The 19,713-nt window shown below is 65.7% G+C and carries 19 protein-coding genes; 5 read left to right on the plus strand and 14 right to left on the minus strand.

The window, feature by feature from the left end:
- Positions 1-2: 2 nt before the first annotated feature.
- The 8 genes from ACFR9U_RS10155 to ACFR9U_RS10190 form a co-directional block, all read right to left on the minus strand.
- The gene (locus tag ACFR9U_RS10155; RefSeq protein WP_247373832.1) at positions 3-689 is read right to left on the minus strand and encodes a 6-hydroxymethylpterin diphosphokinase MptE-like protein; all 687 of its coding nucleotides are present in this window, start codon (positions 687-689) and stop codon (positions 3-5) included.
- Positions 690-890: 201 nt separating this feature from the next.
- Positions 891-2,027, minus strand: a complete 1,137-nt coding sequence (gene folP, locus ACFR9U_RS10160) for a dihydropteroate synthase (RefSeq protein WP_247373830.1) — start codon at positions 2,025-2,027, stop codon at positions 891-893.
- A gap of 67 nt (positions 2,028-2,094) precedes the next feature.
- Complete coding sequence (locus tag ACFR9U_RS10165) at positions 2,095-3,018, minus strand: polyamine aminopropyltransferase (RefSeq protein ID WP_247373828.1); 924 nt, start codon at positions 3,016-3,018, stop codon at positions 2,095-2,097.
- The gene (locus ACFR9U_RS10170) at positions 3,011-4,117 is read right to left on the minus strand and encodes a glycosyltransferase family 4 protein (protein WP_247373825.1); all 1,107 of its coding nucleotides are present in this window, start codon (positions 4,115-4,117) and stop codon (positions 3,011-3,013) included. Before ACFR9U_RS10170 ends, ACFR9U_RS10165 begins: the two co-directional genes overlap by 8 nt.
- Entirely contained in the window at positions 4,114-4,503 is a 390-nt protein-coding gene (locus ACFR9U_RS10175) for a 6-pyruvoyl trahydropterin synthase family protein (RefSeq protein WP_247373823.1), read from the minus strand. The genes ACFR9U_RS10170 and ACFR9U_RS10175 overlap by 4 nt, the downstream gene beginning before the upstream one ends.
- Positions 4,500-5,528 carry a zinc-dependent alcohol dehydrogenase gene (locus tag ACFR9U_RS10180; protein ID WP_247373821.1) on the minus strand — a complete coding sequence of 343 codons (1,029 nt, stop codon included), beginning with the start codon at positions 5,526-5,528 and terminating at the stop codon, positions 4,500-4,502. Before ACFR9U_RS10180 ends, ACFR9U_RS10175 begins: the two co-directional genes overlap by 4 nt.
- The gene (locus ACFR9U_RS10185) at positions 5,518-6,303 is read right to left on the minus strand and encodes a GTP cyclohydrolase III (RefSeq protein WP_247373811.1); all 786 of its coding nucleotides are present in this window, start codon (positions 6,301-6,303) and stop codon (positions 5,518-5,520) included. The genes ACFR9U_RS10180 and ACFR9U_RS10185 overlap by 11 nt, the downstream gene beginning before the upstream one ends.
- 167 nt (positions 6,304-6,470) lie before the next feature.
- Complete coding sequence (locus ACFR9U_RS10190; protein WP_247373799.1) at positions 6,471-8,618, minus strand: hybrid sensor histidine kinase/response regulator; 2,148 nt, start codon at positions 8,616-8,618, stop codon at positions 6,471-6,473.
- Positions 8,619-8,730: 112 nt separating this feature from the next.
- Here ACFR9U_RS10190 and ACFR9U_RS10195 point away from each other — a divergent pair, with 112 nt between their 5' ends.
- Both ACFR9U_RS10195 and ACFR9U_RS10200 read left to right on the plus strand, forming a co-directional pair.
- Positions 8,731-9,258, plus strand: coding sequence for a hypothetical protein (locus tag ACFR9U_RS10195; RefSeq protein ID WP_247373797.1), 528 nt, complete (start codon positions 8,731-8,733; stop codon positions 9,256-9,258).
- 1 nt (position 9,259) lies between these two features.
- Entirely contained in the window at positions 9,260-9,994 is a 735-nt protein-coding gene (locus tag ACFR9U_RS10200) for an RNA methyltransferase (protein WP_247373795.1), read from the plus strand.
- Between the two features lie 2 nt (positions 9,995-9,996).
- On the opposite strand, the gene ACFR9U_RS10205 is transcribed toward ACFR9U_RS10200, so the two are convergent.
- Positions 9,997-10,392 (minus strand): hypothetical protein, encoded by a 396-nt coding sequence (locus ACFR9U_RS10205; RefSeq protein ID WP_247373793.1) that lies wholly within the window; start codon positions 10,390-10,392, stop codon positions 9,997-9,999.
- Positions 10,393-10,623: 231 nt separating this feature from the next.
- Here ACFR9U_RS10205 and ACFR9U_RS10210 point away from each other — a divergent pair, with 231 nt between their 5' ends.
- Positions 10,624-11,406: a response regulator gene (locus ACFR9U_RS10210; RefSeq protein ID WP_247373791.1), complete on the plus strand. Its 783-nt coding sequence runs from the start codon at positions 10,624-10,626 to the stop codon at positions 11,404-11,406.
- 14 nt (positions 11,407-11,420) lie between these two features.
- Entirely contained in the window at positions 11,421-13,997 is a 2,577-nt protein-coding gene (locus ACFR9U_RS10215; RefSeq protein WP_247373788.1) for a PAS domain S-box protein, read from the plus strand.
- A gap of 24 nt (positions 13,998-14,021) precedes the next feature.
- On the opposite strand, the gene gatE is transcribed toward ACFR9U_RS10215, so the two are convergent.
- Positions 14,022-15,899: a Glu-tRNA(Gln) amidotransferase subunit GatE gene (gene gatE, locus ACFR9U_RS10220; protein WP_247373785.1), complete on the minus strand. Its 1,878-nt coding sequence runs from the start codon at positions 15,897-15,899 to the stop codon at positions 14,022-14,024.
- A gap of 162 nt (positions 15,900-16,061) precedes the next feature.
- Between gatE and ACFR9U_RS10225 the strand changes: the two genes are divergently transcribed.
- Complete coding sequence (locus ACFR9U_RS10225) at positions 16,062-16,613, plus strand: plastocyanin/azurin family copper-binding protein (RefSeq protein WP_247373783.1); 552 nt, start codon at positions 16,062-16,064, stop codon at positions 16,611-16,613.
- A 35-nt stretch (positions 16,614-16,648) separates the two neighbouring features.
- On the opposite strand, the gene ACFR9U_RS10230 is transcribed toward ACFR9U_RS10225, so the two are convergent.
- The 4 genes from ACFR9U_RS10230 to ACFR9U_RS10245 are packed head-to-tail and all read right to left on the minus strand — an operon-like array spanning position 16,649 to position 19,566.
- Positions 16,649-17,173, minus strand: a complete 525-nt coding sequence (locus ACFR9U_RS10230) for a hypothetical protein (protein ID WP_247373781.1) — start codon at positions 17,171-17,173, stop codon at positions 16,649-16,651.
- A 13-nt stretch (positions 17,174-17,186) separates the two neighbouring features.
- Complete coding sequence (locus tag ACFR9U_RS10235) at positions 17,187-18,866, minus strand: b(o/a)3-type cytochrome-c oxidase subunit 1 (protein ID WP_247373779.1); 1,680 nt, start codon at positions 18,864-18,866, stop codon at positions 17,187-17,189.
- A gap of 2 nt (positions 18,867-18,868) precedes the next feature.
- Positions 18,869-19,381, minus strand: coding sequence for a cytochrome c oxidase subunit II (locus ACFR9U_RS10240; protein WP_247373766.1), 513 nt, complete (start codon positions 19,379-19,381; stop codon positions 18,869-18,871).
- A gap of 5 nt (positions 19,382-19,386) precedes the next feature.
- The gene (locus ACFR9U_RS10245) at positions 19,387-19,566 is read right to left on the minus strand and encodes a cytochrome oxidase (protein WP_345893351.1); all 180 of its coding nucleotides are present in this window, start codon (positions 19,564-19,566) and stop codon (positions 19,387-19,389) included.
- Positions 19,567-19,713: the final 147 nt, after the last annotated feature.

Genomic DNA, 19,713 nt, shown 5'->3' on the forward strand with positions numbered 1-19,713 from the left:
CGCTATCTCGGGAGGTCGCTCGCGTCGATCGCGTCCCGCCGCCCGTCGAGAACGCCGAACCGCTCGCCGCGTCGCTGCTCCAGCCAGGACAGCAGCCGCTCGGCCCACGCCAGCTTCTGCCGCTTCAGCTGTCCGACCGCGGGGTCGTCGAAGTCCCAGCCGACGAACACCAATTCTCCGGCCCCGAAGTGATCCGCGAGGAACGCGGCCCTGTCGCCATCGGTGAACCCACCAAAGTTGCGAACGGGGCCGACCGGCTCGGCCTGCGTCGTCGGTAACACCCATTCGTCCTCGAAGGTCGGTACGTACTCGCGAACGGCCGGCACGTTGTCGCCGTGGGCGTGGGCGGCCACCGGTACCCCGCGCTCGGTCAACTCTCTCGCGGTCTCGGGCGTTTTGTCCAGATCAGTCACCATGCAGTCCACGTCGACGCCGGCCGCGAGCAGCCTGTCGGCCGCAGTCGACGCCGCCAGGACTGCATCGGCCGAGGCCGCACGATCCCGCTCGGCGTCGAGTGACGGTCCGGCACCGGCGATGGCGACCTGCCGGCCGGCCAACGAGAGCTTCGAGCAGTCGAACGAGTCGGTGAGGTCAGCGAGCACGTCGCGTGCGCGCTCGTCTGCGGCACGGTCGAAGCCGAAGTCGTCCAGGATCGCTTCGTAGACGGGTGCCCAGGTTGGATAGTCCATAGCCGTGGCTCACCGATCTGGTCCAGATAAATCGAGGCGAGCCGAAATGGCACAACCTGGTACCCCTACCCGGGTGCCCTTTCGGCCTTCACTCGTGCATTTAGGCGCATCTGTCATAAGTTTTCTCTCTCCGTCAGACACGCGATCCGTACGCCGTCTTGCGATTGGCGCTCTCAGCGGGATTCGCCAGACGGAACCGTATCATTTAAGTGATTCACCGATTCGTTCGAGGGCAGTTTCGACCTGTGCGGGACCGTCGAACCCGTCGGTCAGTCTGGCGAGCGCCCCGACCGTTCCGAACAGGAGCACCTCGTCGCCGGTTCCCGCGGCCACGGTGGCACCGTAGGTGCCGGCCTGGGCTGCGAGCCGATCGCAAGCCGCGTCGTCGAGATCGGACAGCTCGAACACGCGGATGGTCGTGTCCTCGGCGTACGCGTCGTCGATGCCGAGGCGTTCCACGTGCCGTTGGCTCTCTCGGACGGTCGTCACGTCGAGTTCCTCGACGCCGGCGTCCGGGTCGCGGAGGCGGTCACGGCTGAAGGCGTCGCCGATGACGGCGGCGTCCCTGGTCGCTGCCACGTCGTGGGTCCTGACGACGTGAGCACCGCGCTCGACGGCCATCGAAGTCGCAGCGAGACTCACGGGCAGCGCTTCCTCGGTCGAGCGACCGGCCAGTTCACGGAGGAAGTTCTTCCGGTTGATCGAGACCAGGATGGGGTAGCCGTAGCCGCGGAACTCGCGGAGCCGCCTGAAGGTGTCGCGGTCGTCTTCGAGCGTCTTGGCTTCGCTCCAGCCGCCGAACGCCGGATCGAGGATGGTCTTGTCGGTGAAACCGTTGAGTTCGAGGGCGTCGTAGATGTCGTCCACTTCTTCGATCGCGCCCGGCCGCTCCAGGTCAGGTGGACTGGCCATCTTCGCAACGGCCACGTCGTAGTCGTCACAGACGCGGGGCATCTCCGGGTCAGCGAAGCCGCAGATGTCGTTGACCATCTCGAAGCCGCGCTGCAGGGCTTCCTCGGCGACTTCGTGGTACCGGGTCTCGATGGAGAAGACGGCGTCGCCGCTGACGCTCTGGATGGCTTCGACGGCGGTGTCCAGTCGGTCGAGTTCCTGCTCGGCAGAGAGCACCTCGAACTTCTTGTTCGCCGATTCGAGGCCCACGTCGACGATGTCGGCCCCCTGGTCGATGAGTTGCTCGTCGACGTATGCGGCTGCCTCGCCGGGGTCGTCGAAGACGCTGGGATCGTACGGTGACTCCTGTGAAACGTTGAGGACGCCCATGATTCGGGGCGGATGGTCGTCACCGATTCCCAGCCCGGCCGCGTCCACGTTGCGCATACTGGTGGCTTGGGACAGACGGACAAAAACTGTCGGTTACTGACCCTTTGTCTCGGGCCGCGACCGCTCACGCTGCGTCCGCTCGATCACCGTTCGATTCGTGCTGCCCGAACACGTCCAGATTGTGCGCGACGAACAGTAACTCCCCGTCGGTGACCTGCCGATGACGGCGCGTGAGCCACTGTTCGAGCCGCTCGCCGTCGACGTCCGGCTGGTCGTCGACCGCGCTGGCGATCGTTTCGAGCAGGTAGTGCAAGACGTATCCTTCACCTTCGGGATACGTCCCGCCCGTCGGATGGATCGTCCAGTCAGCGCCGCCGACCGCCGGAACGTCCCAGCCCGCCCCTTTCAGTTCCGAGACGAGCCGCCGGCCAGCCTGACTCCCCAGCGCGCCGTCGTTCATGGTGGCGTGGTAGCGACGTTCGATCAGCGCGTCGAACGCCGGATCGGCCGCGGGATGGAATCGGGTCATACCGTCGAAGGTGATCGGGAAGTAACACGCGCCGTCGGGCACCGCGCCCAGCAGTCGCTCGACGGCCGACGCGCCCACCAGGTCGGCGAACGCGGCCCCGATCAGGAGGTCCCACGTGCGCTCCGCCCGCTCGACGAATGCGAACGCGTCCGCTTCGCGGACGGTCACCGTGATTTCACGGTCGTCGCGCACCAGTCTGACCTCCTCGGCGGCCTGCTCGCTGATGCGGTAGTCGGCAGCTCTCGCGGCCGCTCGAACTGTCTCGCGTGCGAGGGCGACGCTGTCGGGATCGATCTCGATGGCCGTGTAGGCGGTCCCGTCCGGGAGCAGGTCCCAGGCCAGCGCTCGGGCGACCATCGCACCAGTCCCGGCACCGACTTCGAGGACGTCGGGGGCGTCTCGCTCGTCGAGAAACGTCGTCACCCGGTCGAGGACGCGGCGATTCAGCGCCCGGTCATCCACGGATCGCTTCGCTGTCAGGTACTCCTGCATCGAGTAGGACGCCGGTGTGTCAGCCATCGACCAGGCCTCCCGACGACGCTGCTGGGGCTGACTGGTTGCTCTCGGCGACTGCAGCGACGAACTCCCTGGCACCTGCCATCGACTCCTCCCAGGTGGGATGCTCGGCGTAGCGATCGAGCGCAGCGAGCGAAAGCCGTTCGAGGCGGTCCCGGTCGGTCCGCAGCGATTCGACGACGCGAGCGATCGCCTTCGGATCGTCGGGCGGGACCAGCCGTCCGTTCTCGCCGTCGGTCACGAACTCGCTGGCGCCACCGGCAGTGGTCGCCACTGGTGGGACGCCGAATCCCATCGCTTCGAGGTAGACGATGCCGAACCCCTCGTACTCGGACGGGACGACGAGCAGGTGGGCGCGGGCGAGGTGGGCCGCGACCGCGTCGTCCGGTAGTCGACCAGTCAACGTCACCGCGGCGTCGAGACCTAACTCGTCGATTGCGGCTCGGAGCCGCCGGGTGTAGTCCGGCTCGACCGTCTCGTCGCCCACGATCGTCACCTCGGGTGGCGGTGAGAGGCCGGCGACGGCCCGCAGCAGGGTTTCGACGTTCTTCCGCGGCACGAGGTTGCCGAGAAAGAGCACGTGGAACGGGTCGGTCCGCGCGCGTTCGCGGACAGTTGCTCGGTCCACGTCGGGTTCGAAGCGGTCTCCGGCCGGGGGCGCAACCTGCGTCGGAACGTCGGCCAATGCGGTGACCGACGCGGCCGTGGTCGCGCTGTTACAGATGGCGCCGTCCACCGTCGCGAGGTACGCGCGCTCGACCTGCCGATAGAGCCCCTGTGCGAGTGACCCGCGCGCTTCGCTGCTCGTGAGGTGGTGGACCACGCTGACGACGGGACGGGCTCGGCCGAGCCGGTGGTTGATCCTGAAAAGCGACGGGTGACACAGTTCGTCCTGGAGGACCACGTCGAAGTCGCCGGCCAGCCGACGGTGGATCGACGGACGGGCGTTGTGGAGGAACTGTCTGGGATAGCTCGGCCACGGCAGGTCGATCACCTCGACTGTGTCACCTCGGGCGCGCAACTGCTCGACGAGCCGGCGGTCGTAGTGGAAGCCCCCGGACGTGTTGTCGAGACCACCGTAGACGGCGAAGCCGATCTTCATAGCGTTCGTTCGTAGGCCGCCCAGGCGACGTCGTCCTCGTGTATCCTGACGGTCACGCTCGTCAGCCGATCGGTCGGGAGCTGATCGAGGAACCGGTCGCAGAACAGTCGCGTGAACCGCTCGACGCTCGGGTTGTCGTCGCCGAACTCCGGTAAGTCGTTGAGCGTGGCATCGCGGTACCGCGCGACGAGGTCGTCGATCGTCGCGGTGACTGCGTCGATGTCCACGAGATACCCCCACTCGTTCAGCGACTCGGCTTCGAGTTCGACCTCGACCTCGTACTGGTGGGAGTGGAGATCGCCCTCCGGGCCCGGGTCCGGAACTGTGAGGTAGTGCTGTGCGACGAACGGCTCCGAGACGTTCAACGTGTACGTATCGTCGGTCATGGATAGGTCAAAAGCACCTGGAGCGTCGAGTTCGGCGCGTCGTCGAGTCGCTCGTAGGCCGTCGGTGCCGCCTCGACTGGCACCCGGTCGGTGATGAGCGGCGACGCGTCGAGCGAGTCGAGCCAGCGCCAGGCCTCGTCGAGCCGCCGGTCTTTCGACCACCGGCCCCGGTGGACCGGATCGATGGTACTGACCTGGCTGGCTTTGACGTCGATGCGGCTCCGGTGGAAGTAACCGCCCAGATCCAGCTCGGCGCGTTTCGTCCCGTAACAGGAGCCGACGACGACGCGCCCGTTCTCACCGGTCGCGGCGATGGCGTCGTCGAGCGCCGCTGGATCGCCACTCACCTCGATGGCCAGGTCCGCCCCGTTGCCGTCGAGACGCTCTCGGACGGCCCCCGCGACGTCCGCCGACTCGGGATCGATCACTGCGTCCGCGCCGAACTGCCGAGAGAGCGCCCGCCGGTGTTCCAGACACTCCACGGTGACGACGGTCTCGACGGGACACTCGGCGAGCAACGCCGTCGTGAGCAGCCCGACGATCCCCTGGCCGAACACGACGACGCGCTCGCCGATCATCGGCCGGCCGTCCATCAGGAAGTTGACGGCGGTCTCGACGTTCGGGACGAGGGCGGCCTGGTCGGTCTGGCACGTTTCCGGAACCCGGAGCAGGGTCGACGGCTCCGCGACGAAGTGACTCTCGTGGGGATGGAACGCGAAGACGCGCTCGCCGCGCCACCAGTCCGGGACGTGCTCCCCGACCGCATTCACCTCACCGACCGCGGCGTACCCGTACTGCATCGGGAACTCCGTTTCTCCGCCCACGGCGTCGATGGGGTCGTCGGCCAGCAGTTCCGCCGGCGCCTCGCCGTGGAACACTAACAGCTCCGTGCCGGGACTGATCGCCGAGACGTGCGTCTCGACGCGGACTTCCTCGGCGGCACACGCCGGAATCGGCCGCTCTTCGACTGTCACCGACTCCGCGTCGGTGAAGTACAGCGACTGCCGGGTCGAATCAGTCGCCATGGGCAGTCGCGAGGTCTCGTTCGATCCGCGTTCCGTTCGTTCGACACTCCTCGAGGGCGTGCTTGGCCGACATGCCGGCCTCGTGGGCGGTCCGTCCGCGGCCGATGCCGACCTTGAGCTCGATACCGGTCTCCGCGGTGACGTGCTGGATGGCACCCTGGTAGTTCGTCGGCTCGGCCGACGGACAGATCGAGACGATGTTGTCGCCACCCACGAAAAACGACAGGGCGTCGCACTCCCGATACAGGTACCGCATCAGGGTCGCGTACGCTGTCGTGACCGACATGTGCGCGTCGAACGCGTCGACTCGATCCGTGTATCGGCTGGTGAAGTCGTCCACGTCGAAGTGCGCGACGGTGACGTCCTCGGCCGTCCGGGCCTCGTCGTCGAGTGGGTCCCCGACGAGCGCTTCTTCCCGGTTGCTGTCCTGGGCACTGCCCACCCGCTGAAGTCGCTCGGAGGCCAGTTCGAGGGCGGCGGCCGGCGTGTCGCTGGCCGCCACGCTGAGACTCACTGTCACGGGATACTGGTTGCGAACCGTCCGTTGGATCGCTGTGTGGTCCTCGTCGTCGAGGCCGTTCGTCACTGCGATCATGTTGTCGAACCGGGAGTGGAACACGTATCCGCCACCGGTCCCGACCTGCCGAGACACGTCCGCGAACAGGCGCGCCTGCAACGACTGGAGGTCGGTCTCCCGCCGCGGTTCCGGTGTCACCGTCCAGGGACCGTAGTTGTCCAACTGGACCAGCGTCACCTGTATCGTTGGGGTTGACACACCCTCACAATCACCGGCTCGATTCTCAATACTTTTGCCGCCTCTGGATATACTTTCGCGCTTATTCGATGCGCAGAGACGGCTCCTGCGGGTGATGCGCTGACAGGGGCCCAGGCGTCCGTCACGCCACCTCGCGAGACCGGGAGGAAGGGTGCGGTGACAGCGGCTTACTCGTGCTCGTTGCCGATTCCACTGATCTCGAACCTGGCACCGCCGGAGGTGCCTTCAGTGACGCTGATCGACCACCCGTGGGCGTCGACGATCTCTTTGACGATGTTGAGCCCGAAGCCGGTCCCCGACGAGTGGGTGGTGTACCCGTGATCGAACACCTCGTCTCGGTCCTCGGGGTCGATGCCCGGCCCGTCGTCTTCGACGTAGAACCCGTCCGCCAGCGTCCCGACTCTGACGGTGACGTCTCTGCCGCCGTGTTCGATGGCGTTCCGGAAGAGATTCTCGAACAGTTGCTGGGCGCGGCCGGTGTCGACGTCGAGGGTCAGATCGGTGTCGACGACGATCTCGGCGGCGTCCGTCTCGACCGTTTGCCAGCAGCTCTCGACGAGTCTGGCGAGATCGACGCGTTCGGTGTCTTCGACCTGCTGGCCGTGGCGAGCGATCGCCAGTACGTCCTCGATGAGTTCCTCCATGCGGACGAGTTGCTCGTCGATCACTGCCATGTTCTCGTGGAGTTCCTCGTCCTCGCAGGAGCGCTCGACGAGTTCGAGCCGCGATTGCGCCGCGTTGAGCGGGTTGCGAAGGTCGTGCGTGACGATGCTGGCGAACTGTTCGAGCTGCTCGTTCTTCCGTTCGAGTTCGCGCTCGCGGCGCTTCCGATCGGTGATGTCCTGGAGGATACCGTCGAAGTACACCTCGCCGTCCTCTTCGACTTTCATCGCCGTGAGCGACACCTGGATGGTCTCGCCGGCCAGCGTCTCCTGTTCGACCTCCAGGCCCGTGATCGTGCCTTCCTCCCGAAGAGACTGACTGAACGCCGCGCGCTCGTCGGCGTCGGCGTAGAACTCGCTGACGTTTCGCTGGAGGAGTTCGCTCTTCGAGTACGCGTCGTAGATCGACACGAGTTCCGAGTTCACCTCGACGAACTCGCCGTCGTCCCCCGGCGTGGTCCGGAACACGCCGACGGGCAGGTTCTCGATGATGTGCTCGTACTGCTCTAACTTCTGCTCGTAGGCCTTTCGCTGGGTGATGTCGGTGTTGATGGCGACGAACCGATCGATCTCGCCATCGGCGGTTTCGACCGGTGCGATGGTCTGTTCGACCACGTACTGGTGACCGTTCTTTCGCTCGTTTATCACCTCGCCCTTCCAGGTGCTCCCCGAGAGGATCGTGTTCCACAGCGACGCGTAGTACTCGCTGCTGTGCTCGCCCGAGTTGAGGATGTTCGGGTTCTCCCCGACCGCCTCCTCGTAGGAGTAGCCCGTCGACTCCTCGAACGCCGGGTTGACGTACTCGATCAGTCCGTCGGGGTCGGTGATGTAGATCGCGTGGCCTGCCTGCTCGACCACTTCGCGAAACCGGCGGAGTTCCCGCTCTCGCTGCTTGTGTTGTGAGATGTCCGTGAGCGTCACGACGACGCCGTTGACGGCCGGGTTCGAAAGCTGATTGCGGGCGCGACATTCGACCCAGCACCACGACCCGTCGTTGCACTCGATCCGGAACTGGACCGTGACGGTTCGTTCGGGCTTTGCGAGCACCGTCTCGAACACGTCGTGAATCCGGTCGACGTCGTCGGGATGGGTGATCGCTCCAACCTCTTTGCCGGTCAACGTGGACGGTTCGCACTCGAACAACCGGTCGCCAGACGGACTCACGTACTGAATCGTCCCCGACTCGTCGAGGACGCAGATGGTATCGGTCGTCTCCGCGAGCAGCGTGTGGACCGTCCCCCCGGCGCCGGTCCTGGGTACCGTGGTTCGATACCGCTCTGCCGCGCGCTGAATCCGCTGGGCCGTGACCGCGTACGGCGCCGGCTCCGCGTCGAGCAGGACGTACTCCGTGCGGTCGGCGTCGAGTGCGTCGAGGACCTGGTCAGTGGCTCCGTCGCTCACGAGGAGCAGGAACGGCAGTGCGGCGTCGTGCTCGGCGACGGACTGGCGAACTGATTCCCAGTCGGAGTCGGCCAACTCGTCGTCACAGACCACGCAGGCGAACGACTCCTCGGACAGTCGATCGAGCGCGTCTGGAGCCGCTGGTTCTTTGACGACGACGGCGTTCTCACACCCGAGTTCGTCAGTCACGCGTTCGACCAGGAGAGAATCGGACCCGATGTAGAGGACGCGGAGATGGGGTTTGCTGCCCATAGGTGAAACTCAATTGCTTTGATCGTTGGCTTCCAGTTCGGAAATACTCCCCGGTTTGTGATATGTGTCTAGTCCACGCTGCTTATATCAGTCAGCCGGCTAGCGTTCGAACATGGGTAAGGTCAATATCGGGCTCCGCGGTTGGCGGTTCGACGAAGACGAGGTGTTCGACGAGAGCGGCGAGTTGCGCCCCCTGGAGACGATGGAACCGGACACTCGCGACCGGATCGTCCGCCTCGCGTCGATGATGGGCGAACCCTGCGACGCGTGCTATCTGATTCACGGCGACGAGGACATCCAGCAGTGTAACGTCGCCCGCGTCATCTACGGTGAACCGCTCGGCGAAGTGTTGCTCTGTCCCGACCACGAGGCGGACTTCCTCTACTGGTTCCGCGAGGACGGCGGCAAACAGTACGCCGGCGAGACGGAACTCGAAGACGAGTTCCACGAGTGGTTCGCCGCCGGCGGTCGCGCCCCCGAGAACTACGGCGGCCTTCAGCACGTCAACACCGACCCGGACGACATCCCCGAGGAACCGGACATCAGCGACGAGATTCCGACGCTCGAAGAGGAAATCGAGAAACTCGACGACGAAGATCTCGACGCGCTGGACGTGAACCTCGACGATCTGGACTTCTAACATGTCCATCGCCGTCGCCGTCGTCGACGCAACGGAACCGGGCAACGTCGGCACGATCGCCCGCTCGATGAAGAACTTCGGGTTCTCGGAGCTGCTGCTGGTCGACCCGCCGACGCTGGACCCCGACGGGGAAGCCTACGGCTTCGCCGGGCAGGCGCGTGAAGACGTCCTCCCGAACGCACGGGAAATCGAGTTCGAAGACCTGGCCGCGAACTACCACACCGTCGGCTGTACGGCCGTCACGAACGAGGACTCGACGAAACACACGCGCTATCCGTTCAAAACCCCGACTGAGATCGCTGACAGTCTGGCCGGCGTCGAGGCCGACACGGCCATCGTCTTCGGACGCGAGCGCGTGGGGCTCACCAACGACGAACTCGCGCAACTGGACGAGATCTGCTCGATTCCGGCCAGCGCCGAGTATCCCGTGTTGAATCTCGGGCAGGCCGCGACGATCGTGCTCTACGAGTTGCGGTCGCTGACGCTCGACACCACCCAGCATCCCGACGAACGCCACGAGCGAGCCGACGAGGCCGCGATCGAGGGGCTGCACGACGAGTTCGCGGACTTCCTGGCGGCGATCGGCCATCCGGCGGAAAAACGGTCGAAGGCACAGCGGCTCTGGCGACGGTTCGTCGGGCGCGCACACCCGACGGGCCGCGAGGCCCGAACGTTACGCGGCTTCTTCCGGAAGGCGACGCTCCGCGCCACCGACGACTCGTCGGAGGACGACTAGCGTCACCGAGCGGATGTGTGCGGCGGTCCGAACACCGGCGTGAAATCGTACACGACGTCCGAGAGGATGTGGCCCAGCAGGACGACGCCGGTGACGATCGCCAGCGATGAGCTCACTGGGGCGAGTCCGGCGACGAGTCCGACGGTGATGACGGCGTGACTCGCGAGCCGCCTCACTGCCCCGACTTCCCCGTCCTCGAAGATGGCTTCCTGCTCGAACAGCAGCAGTCGAGGGTTCTCGACGACGGCGACTGTCGCTCGCCAACTGCCGGTGTTTCGCCGTGCGAGCAGGAAGTGATCCAGGTCGACCAGGACGCCCAGCGCCGCTCCGTAGCCGACGACGAGCAGTGGCGACACCGGCGGCTCGACGAGTACGACGACTACCGCGGCGAGGACCACCGAGATGAGGAAGTGATGTTTCGAGAGAATCGGAACCCACCTGTCGGTATCTCGGCGTCCGCGGCCGAATGGGTTACGGTCGGGGGAACACTCGCCGACCCCGTCGAACTGTCACCGCAGAAGGCCGACGAACGGTCGCGTTCGTATCTGTGAGCAGATGGGTGGCATAGCTGTCAATTGTGGAACAATGCTTATTCTCGCTCCGGAGTAGCTTGGCGTAACGATTCAACGATGACTGGGAGCTTTAACGGGGGCGAAACGCAGGATACTGCGCCGCTCACGACTGACGTACTGTTCGACGTGTTCTCGGACGTCACCCGGCGGATCGTCCTGTTTCACCTCCGCCAGCAACGGGCGGCGACGACCGACGAACTGGTCGACGTGATCGCAGAGGTCGGCGAGTACAACTTCTGTGAGGTCGATCACGACCGCATCCTCTCGTTGTTAGTCCACACACATCTGCCCAAACTCGAAGCCGAGGGGCTGGTGACCTACGACCCGAGCGACGGCGTGGTCACGTCCTCGGCCCTCCACCAGGAGATCGGCGAGTGGCTCGACCTGGCGGTGCGGCGCGATCTCCAACTCGAACCGACGGCCGACGACGAGGACCAGACCGACGAGCAGGGGACGATCCGCGTGTTGCTCGCCGACGACGAGCCGGGGCTCCCCGAAACGATCGCGGGATACATCGAACGCGAGAACCCGGACGTCTCGGTGACGACAGCGACGAGCGCGCTCGAAGCGGTGACCACGCTCGAATCCGAGCCGTTCGATTGCATCGTCAGCGACTACCAGATGCCGGCCATCAGCGGGTTGGACTTCCTGAACGCCGTGCGTGACAAAGATTCGGCGATCCCGTTTATCGTCTTTACTGCCAAGGGGAGCGAGGAAGTCGCCAGCAAGGCCATCGCGACGGGCGTCACGGACTACGTCCAGAAGGGGCCCGACACCGACCAGTACGACAAACTGGTCGAGCGCGTCCGAAACGCCGTCGAGCGCGCACAGTCGAGGTAGTACGCCGAACGACGATGAGCGACCAGCGCAGTGCCGTCACAGACGGATCTGAGGCCCGCGACGAGCCGACCATCTCTGTCCTCTGTGTCGACGACGAACGTGACGTCGTCGATCTAACTGGGGCGTTCCTGGAGCGGGAGAGCGACCGCATCACGACGCGGACTGTCACGAACGTCCGGGACGCGCTCGAACGACTCGACGCGGAACCGATCGACTGCGTCGTCAGCGACTACCAGATGCCCGGCACCGACGGCCTGGCGTTTCTCGACGTCGTCCGCGACGACTACGACGACCTCCCGTTCGTGCTGTTCACGGGGCAGGGGAGCGAAGAGATCGCCAGCGAAGCCATCTCGCGCGGAGTGACGGACTACCTCCAGAAGGAACCGGGGACTGACCAGTACGCGGTACTGGCGAACCGCATCGAGAACGTCGTCGTTCGACACCGGGCCGAGAGTCGCTTCGAGAGCTTCCTCAACTCTGCCCCCTACGGCATCGTCATCAGTGACGCCGAGGGCCACATCCACCAGGTCAACGAGCACCTGAACGAGCAGTTCGGCTACGAACGCGACCAGTTGCTCGGTGAACCGATCGAGGTGTTGTTGCCCGAACGCTACCGGGACGAACACGCGCGACACCGCGGGCGGTACGTCGCCTCGCCCGAACGTCGCCCGATGGGTGCCGACTTCGATCTGTGGGGCCGCCGGACGGACGGGTCCGAGTTTCCCGTCGAAATCACGCTCAGCCCGATCGACCTCGACAGCGACCTCGAAGTCGTCGCGTCCGTCCACGACGTGACCGTCCAGCGGGAGCGCGAAGAGCAATTCGAACTCGCCGAGACGCTGTTCGAGAACGCGCAGGACGCGCTGTTCATCATCGACGTGGACGAAGCCGCCGACGAGTTCCGGCTGGAACGTGTCAGTCCTGCCTACGAGGCACACGCCGGACTCTCGAACGACGAAATCCAGGGTCGATCACTGCGAGACGTCTTCGGCGACGAGGAAGGGGAGGCCATCCTCCGCCGCTACCGCGAGTGCGTCGACCGGCGCGAACCGCTCGAATACGAGGAGCGACTGTCGGTCCCCGAAGCGGGGACGTACTGGGAGACGCGAATCGCCCCGGTCGTCATCGACGGGTGCGTCGAGCAACTCGTCGGCGCGACGCGCAACGTCACCGAACGGAAGAAGCGCGAACAGAAGTACGACGCGATCTTCAACCAAACGTACCAGTTCACCGGTCTGATGGAGCCCGACGGAACCATGGTGGAAGCGAACGAATCTGCCCTGGAATTCGGCGGGCTCGCCCGCGAGGACGTCGTCGGCAAACCAGTGTGGGAGACTGGCTGGTTCACTGATGACGAGGCCACGAAAGACGTGGTGTCGGACCTCGTCGATCGCGCGAGCAGTGGCGAGTTCGTCCGTGCTGAACTGGACATCTGCGGAGCGGACCGGGACGTAACCGTCGACTACTCCATCAAACCCATCACCGACGAGACGGGCGAGGTCGGCCTGCTGTTACCGGAAGCCCGGGACATCACGGCCCTCAAAGAGCGCGAGGAGGAGTTAGAACAAAAGCGTGAGTTCCTGGCTCAGATCCAGGAGGTCGCCGACATCGGTGGCTGGGAGTACGACAGCCGAACGGACACGATGCGGTGGACCGAGGAGGTCTACCGCATCCACGGGATGCCGCTGGACTACGAGCCGACAGTCGAGGAAGGTATCGACTTTTACCATCCCGGCGACAGAGCGACGATCAGGGACGCGTTCGAGCGCCTGACGACGGCTGGGGAGCCGTACGATCTGAAGCTCCGGATCATCACGAACGACGACGAGATGCGCTGGGTCCGCTCTCGGGGGGAGCCGTGGTACGACGACGACGGCGACCTCGTCGGTGTGCGAGGCGCGTTCAGAGACATCACCGAGCGGACGGAACGCGAGCGGGAACTCGAACGGCAGAACGACCGGTTAGAGGAGTTCGCCGCCGTCGTGAGCCACGACCTCCGCAATCCGCTGACCGTCGCCCAGGGATCGCTCGAACTCGGCCGCCAGAGCGGTGCACCGGAGGACTTCGAACGCGTCGAGAACGCCCACGAGCGGATGAACACGCTCATCAACGACCTGCTGACGCTCGCTCGGCAAGGACAACTCGTCGAGGAGACCCAGTCGGTCGTGCTCGATACGATTGTCGCGGCTGCCTGGGAGACCGTCCGGAACGGGCCGGCGACGCTGGACGTCGCCCTCGATGGCTACCGACTCGACGCCGACGAATCGCGGTTGCGCCAGTTGTTCGAGAACCTCCTCTCGAACGCGGTCCGACACGGCGGCGATGACGTGTCGATCCGCGTCGGGCTGCTCGACGATGGTGACGGGTTCTACGTCGAAGACGACGGACCGGGCATCCCGGCTGCCGAACGCGAGAGCGTCTTCGAACACGGCTACTCGACGACCCGCAAAGGGACCGGGTTCGGGCTGGCGATCGTCGAGGAGATCGCCGAGGCCCACGGCTGGACGGTCGCGGCGACCGAAAGCGCCGACGGCGGCGCACGCTTCGAGATCGCTGTCGAACCCGCGAACGCGGCCGTGACGGCCGAGTAAAAGGCGATCTGCAGGCCGACCGACTCAGGCTCGCTTCTGAATCTCTTCGCGCAGGACTTCGCTGACGAGGTCGCCGTCGGCCTGACCGCGGAGCGCGCCCATGCACTCGCCCATCAGGCCGGAGAACGCCTGCATCCCCTCGTCTTCGACCTGGGCTGCGTTGCGTTCGACGACCTCGACGACGGCGTCGCGAACCTCGTCCTCGGCGGCGCTGCCGAGGTCTTCCTGTTCTGCGGCCTCGGACGCCGTCAGTTCGGGGTTCTCGGCCAGCGCGGTCAACAGGTCCGGAACGCCCTCCTTGGCGAGTTCGCCGTCGGCGAGCAACGCGAAGACCCCGCGGAAGTGGTCGTCGGTGAGGTTCTCGACTGGCACGTCGTCACGCCGGATCTCCGTCACGTCTGACTCGACGGTCCGTGCCGCGAGGTTCGGGTCGACGCCCGTCTCGACGGCCTCCTCGAACAGTTCCCACCGCTGGCCGTAGGCGACCTGGTTGGCGACGCCCTCGCCGAGGTCGAACTCGGCCTGATACCGCTCGACTTTCTCGGTGAGCAGTTCCGGCGGCTTGACCTCGGCTGGATCGGGCTCGACGGGGGGCACGTCCGTCTCGGGGTACATCCGCGCCGCACCGGGGAGCGGGCGGAGGTAACTGGACGTACAGTCCTCGTTGGCGTCGCGCGTCTCCTCGGGCACGCCGTCCATCGCCGTCTCGGCGCGAGCGGCGACGGCCTCGATGGCCTGCTCGGCGGTCTCCGGGTCGTCGGCGACGATGGCGACGGCGTCGTCCTCGCCCGCACCGACTGCCTCGGAGAGGGCGCTGACTTCGTCCTCGGTCACGCCGTAGGCCGGCAGTTCGTCCGTGTGGAAGATGCCGCCCGCACCGTGGCGCTTGGCGTGATCGGAGAACTCCGTTCCCAGCCGGCGGTCGGGCTGGATCTCCCGACCCACGAGGCCGTCGAAGCCGTAGAGGGGGACGGCCATGACTTTCCCGCCCGAAGAGAGCGCGCCACCGATGACGCCAGAGTCGGTGTCCTCGAACACTTCGGTGACGTCCCGGGGATCGCCGACCTGGCCGTCGCGTTCGTGGAGTTCGTCCTTGATGTCGAGGAGTTCGACCTGGCGGCGGACCTCGTTGCGGACGAGGTCGTCGATGTCGTCCAAACTCTGGACGCCCTTCATCTCGATGCGGGCGCCGTCGGCGATAGAGACGTTGACGTCCTGGCGGATCGTCCCGAGGCCGCGCTTGACGTGGCCCGTCGAGCGCAGGAGCATCCCGATGCGCTTGGCGGCCTCTTTGGCCTGTTCGGGTGAGCGGATGTCCGGCTTGGTGCCGATCTCGACCAGCGGGATGCCCAGACGGTCGAGGCTGAAGCGGACGCCGTCGTCGGTTTCTTCGACGCGCTGGCAGGACTCCTCTTCGAGCATCATGTCCTCGACGCCGACCGGCCCCTCCGAGGTTTCGATCTCGCCGTCGTTGGCGACGAGCATGGAGCGCTGGAAGCCGGTGGTGTTCGACCCGTCGACGACGATCTTGCGCATGACGTTGATCTGGTCGACGACGTTCATATCGAGCAGCTGGGCGATCTCCATCGACACCTCGATCGCCTCGTCGTCGACCCGGTGTGGCGGCTCGTCGTCTTCCTCGACGAGGCAGGTCGTGTCGTAGGCGAGGTACTCGAACTCGCGATCGACCATGCTCTCTTCGAGGGCGGCCTCGTCGATCTCGCCGAGTTCGCTCTTCGTGGGGTGGAGATAGCGGGTGAACCGTCGATCGGACGCTTCGGGTTCGCGCAGTTCCGTCGGGCAGCCACAGAACAGTTTCTCCGCGGTGTCCAGTTGCTGGTGGATCTCCAGCCCTGCAACGAGCCCCAACTCCTCGTAGTCGTAGTCGTCCGCGTCAGTCATTACTCGGTGGTGGGTCCCCGGGGCGCAAAAAACACACCGTTGTCGGTCACGCACACCGCCGCCGACCGATCGCTGGCGCCGCTCAGTCGACCGACCTCTCGATTTCGAATGGAAATTTCGCTCTCACTGAACGTCTTGAGGCTGGGCGTCGACAATACCGTCATGCGTCGCCGAAAGCTCCTCACAGGTATCGGGACCGCGTCACTGATCGGGCTGGCAGGCTGTGGCGGGAACGGCGGTGGCGACGGCGGCGGCAGTCCGACGGACGGTGGCGGCGGTAGTCCGGGCGGTGGCGGCGGCGGAAACCAGATCGAGATGCGCACGGAGGGCTCCGAATACATCTTCGATCCCATGGGCCTGTTCGTCGAATCTGGAACCACTATCACGTGGCTAAACGTGTCGGGTGCACACTCTTCGACGGCCTACGCGGAAGGGACCGGACCGGCGACAGTCACACAGATTCCCCAGGACGCCGAGCCCTGGAACAGCGAGACCATCAGTCAACAGGGCGCGACCTTCGAGCACACCTTCGAGGTTCCGGGGACGTACAACTACTTCTGTATCCCGCACAAGACGCTGGGGATGCTCGGCCGAATCGTCGTGGACGAACCCGGCGGGCCCGGCGAGGAAAGCATGCCCCCGGACGGCGAGGTGCCAGAGAGCAGCACGATCGTCGAGCAAGGCTCGGTCAGCTGGCAAGAGTTCCACGGTTAGCCGATTCGAGCGACGGCCGTCGACTCAGAACGGTTTCAGCCCCCCTCGACGGGGATCTTCGCCAGGTGAACTCGCTTCGTGAGCGTCCGAGGCGTCCCGGAGTCGTTGTCGAACCGCACCGCACTGACCGTCACCGAGTGGGGAGTCGTCCCCGAGGGTATCCGCCAGCGAGCGGTGACCGTGGCGGTCTCCCCCGGTTGCAGTCGGCGCGTCGTGTTCCCGTCCGGTACCGTTCGCCCGTCACCGAGCGTCAACTCCTCTAGGCGGAGTTCGTACGGCGTCGTTCCGTTGTTTTCGACCTGGACTGTCAACGTGACGGTCCACTGCCCCGAACCGGTCCCGAGAGAGGCGTCGGTCAGCGTTTCCCGCTGGGGCGTCTCCGGCAGTAGCTCCTCACCCACGGCGACGCGACGGGGCTGCGGCGTGGCCGGGGTCGGTTCGTCGCCGCCGTCACCGAACAGCTGGAACTGCATCAGCCCGGCGAACGTCAGCACCTCGACCAGGATGGGGATGGCGATCGCGACGACGACGAGAACTCGAACGAGCGTGCGGCGCTCCATAGCGATGACTCGGTCAGGGCTGGACGGGTGGCAGCCCCGGGACCAGTGGTCCGTTCGCGACGAGCCCGTAGACTGCGGCTCCGTACGCCAGGACGACGAGGACGATCGCGAGGGCTGTCCAGAGCTTGAGGTTGTCGAGGATCTCGGGGGCGTGTTCCGGCCCGGAGAGTGCGGGCGGGATCGTCCCGTCGGCCTCGATCGATCCGTCGCGGCCGGTGAACCACGTCGCGAGGACGACGAACAGGTAGAGGAGCAGGGAGGTGAACAGCAGGACGGCGCCGAGCCCCATCTGGAGGCGCATCTCCGTGACGTCGCCCAGCACCGGCTGAAACTCGACGAACCGGTACTCGGTCGCGACGGCGGTTCGGCGCGGGACGCCCGCGAGCCCCGCCCGGAACATGGCGTTGGCGAGGAACGTGACGCCGACGAACCAGAGGTACGGCTGGACGAGTGCGACCCCGCGGAACCGGAGTCGCTTGCCCGTCACCTGGGGGAGGAGCCAGTAACTGCCGGCCATCATCGTGAGCGCCGAGGCCGTGCCGACCATGAGGTGAAAGTGACCCGGCACCCAGAGCGTGTTGTGTACCAGGTAGTTGACGTTCATGCCAGCGTTGACCATCCCGGAGAAGCCGCCGGCGGCGAACATCAGGCCCGAGAGCACCATCCCGGCGAACGCCCCGTCGCCCCACGGCAGGTCGGTCAGCCAGCCGAGATACCCCTCGCCGCCGAGTTGTCGGCCGCCGTGCTCGATGCTCGCGATGACGGTGAACGCGGTCAACAGCGACGGCAGTAACAGGAACATCGTGTTCGTCATCGCGATGAACTTGAACCCCTCCGAGATGCCCGGGTCGAGGAACTGGTGGTGGAAGCCCACCGGCGTCGACAGGAGGATGAACAGGACGAACACGACGCGAGCGAGGGGGTCGCTGAACAGCCGGCCGCCCGAGAGCTTCGGAAGTACCGAGTACCACAGGAAGTACGCCGGCAGCAGCCAGAAGTACACGACCGGGTGGCCGAAGTACCAGAACATCGTCCGGGTCAACAGGGGGTCGACGACGTCGATGATCCCGAGCGACCAGGGGAGCAGAAAGACGAGGATTTCGGCCGCCACGCTCACGCTGGCGATGTACCACATGATCATCGTCGCCAGCACCATGAACGTCTGGAGCGGGATGCGCGCGTCGGAGTTGTCGTCACGCCAGTCGAAGTACTGCCAGAACCAGTCGACGCCGGCGAGCCACGTGCCCACGACGAACAGCGCCAGTCCCGCGTAGAACAGCGGGTGCGCCTCGAGCGGCGCGTAGAACGTGTAGAGAACCGCCGCGCTGAAATCTACCTCGGAGAGCAAGCCGCCGAGGATCGCGATCGTCGCCATGACCGCCCCGACGAGCATCAGGCCGAACCAGAGCCAGGAGAACCACCGATAGCGGACCGGCTGGTCCAGACTCCGCGTGGTTCCCCAGTGATAGAGCGCACAGAGGCCGAAAATCGTGAACACGAGCGCCAGCAGGACGCCGTGGCCGGTCAGGACCGTGTAGTACTCCACGGACGTGATGAGGTCGCGGTAGATGCCGGTCCGGTGCAGGGCCTGGATCAGCCCGAAGAGTCCCCCGATGACCAGCGCCGTCAGAGAGACGGCGTAGCACGCCCGCGTCACCCGCGCTTCGGCCGGATAGTCGTCGACGAACGCCACGGTCAGTCCTCCTCCTCGTACTCGGACGGCGGGACGACCTCGATTCGCCCCTCCATCGTGTGGTGGCCGGAGCCACAGTACTCGTTACAGACGACGTCGTACTCGCCGGTGTCGTCGAAGGTGACCGAGAACACCGCTGACTGACCGGGCACTGCCATCACGTTGACGTTCGTACCGACGACTTCGAACCCGTGGAGGACGTCCGGACTCGTGAGGTGGAAGGTCACGTTACTTCCCGCCGGAACCCGAATGGGCTGGGCCGTCCCGGGCTGGAAGAAGAAGCGTCGAGCCAGCACGTACACGTCACACGACGACCGATCGTCGTTGCAGTACACCCCGGGGTCGCGGAAGTCCGGCGATTCCGTGGGGTCCTGTGGGTTTGCGAGCGCCCCGCCCCGGTCGCCGACCATGTCGACGCCCGCAACGACCGCGCCGTAGACGACCGTCGCGACGAGTCCCACGATGAACAGGAGGGCGACGAAGAGCCACCCCTTCTCGTAGCGATGAATCTCCACGGCTGTCACCCCCCGATAGTCGGTCCACCGCCGAGGAACTCCACGAAGTACGTGAACAGCCAGAGGAGGGTTATCAGCGCGAAATACAGCGCGATGAGGACGACCGTTCCGATCGGATCGTAGTCGTCGTGGTCGATGTGACGGACGACCGTCCGGCGCGGTGACGCCCACGCGTCGGGGTCGATCCGCCCGGCGAGCCCCACGGCTCCGACGAGGCCCGCACTCACTGCTAACTCGACGACGCCGGGGTGCAGCGGCGCGTCCGTCGTTCGGACAGCGGACGCTCCGCGGAGCGTTCCAGGACGTCGCAGTCGCGTCGGTTCCGAGCGGCG

Origin of the sequence: Halorientalis brevis (genome assembly GCF_042678165.1) — an archaeon.
Lineage (GTDB): Archaea > Halobacteriota > Halobacteria > Halobacteriales > Haloarculaceae > Halorientalis > Halorientalis brevis.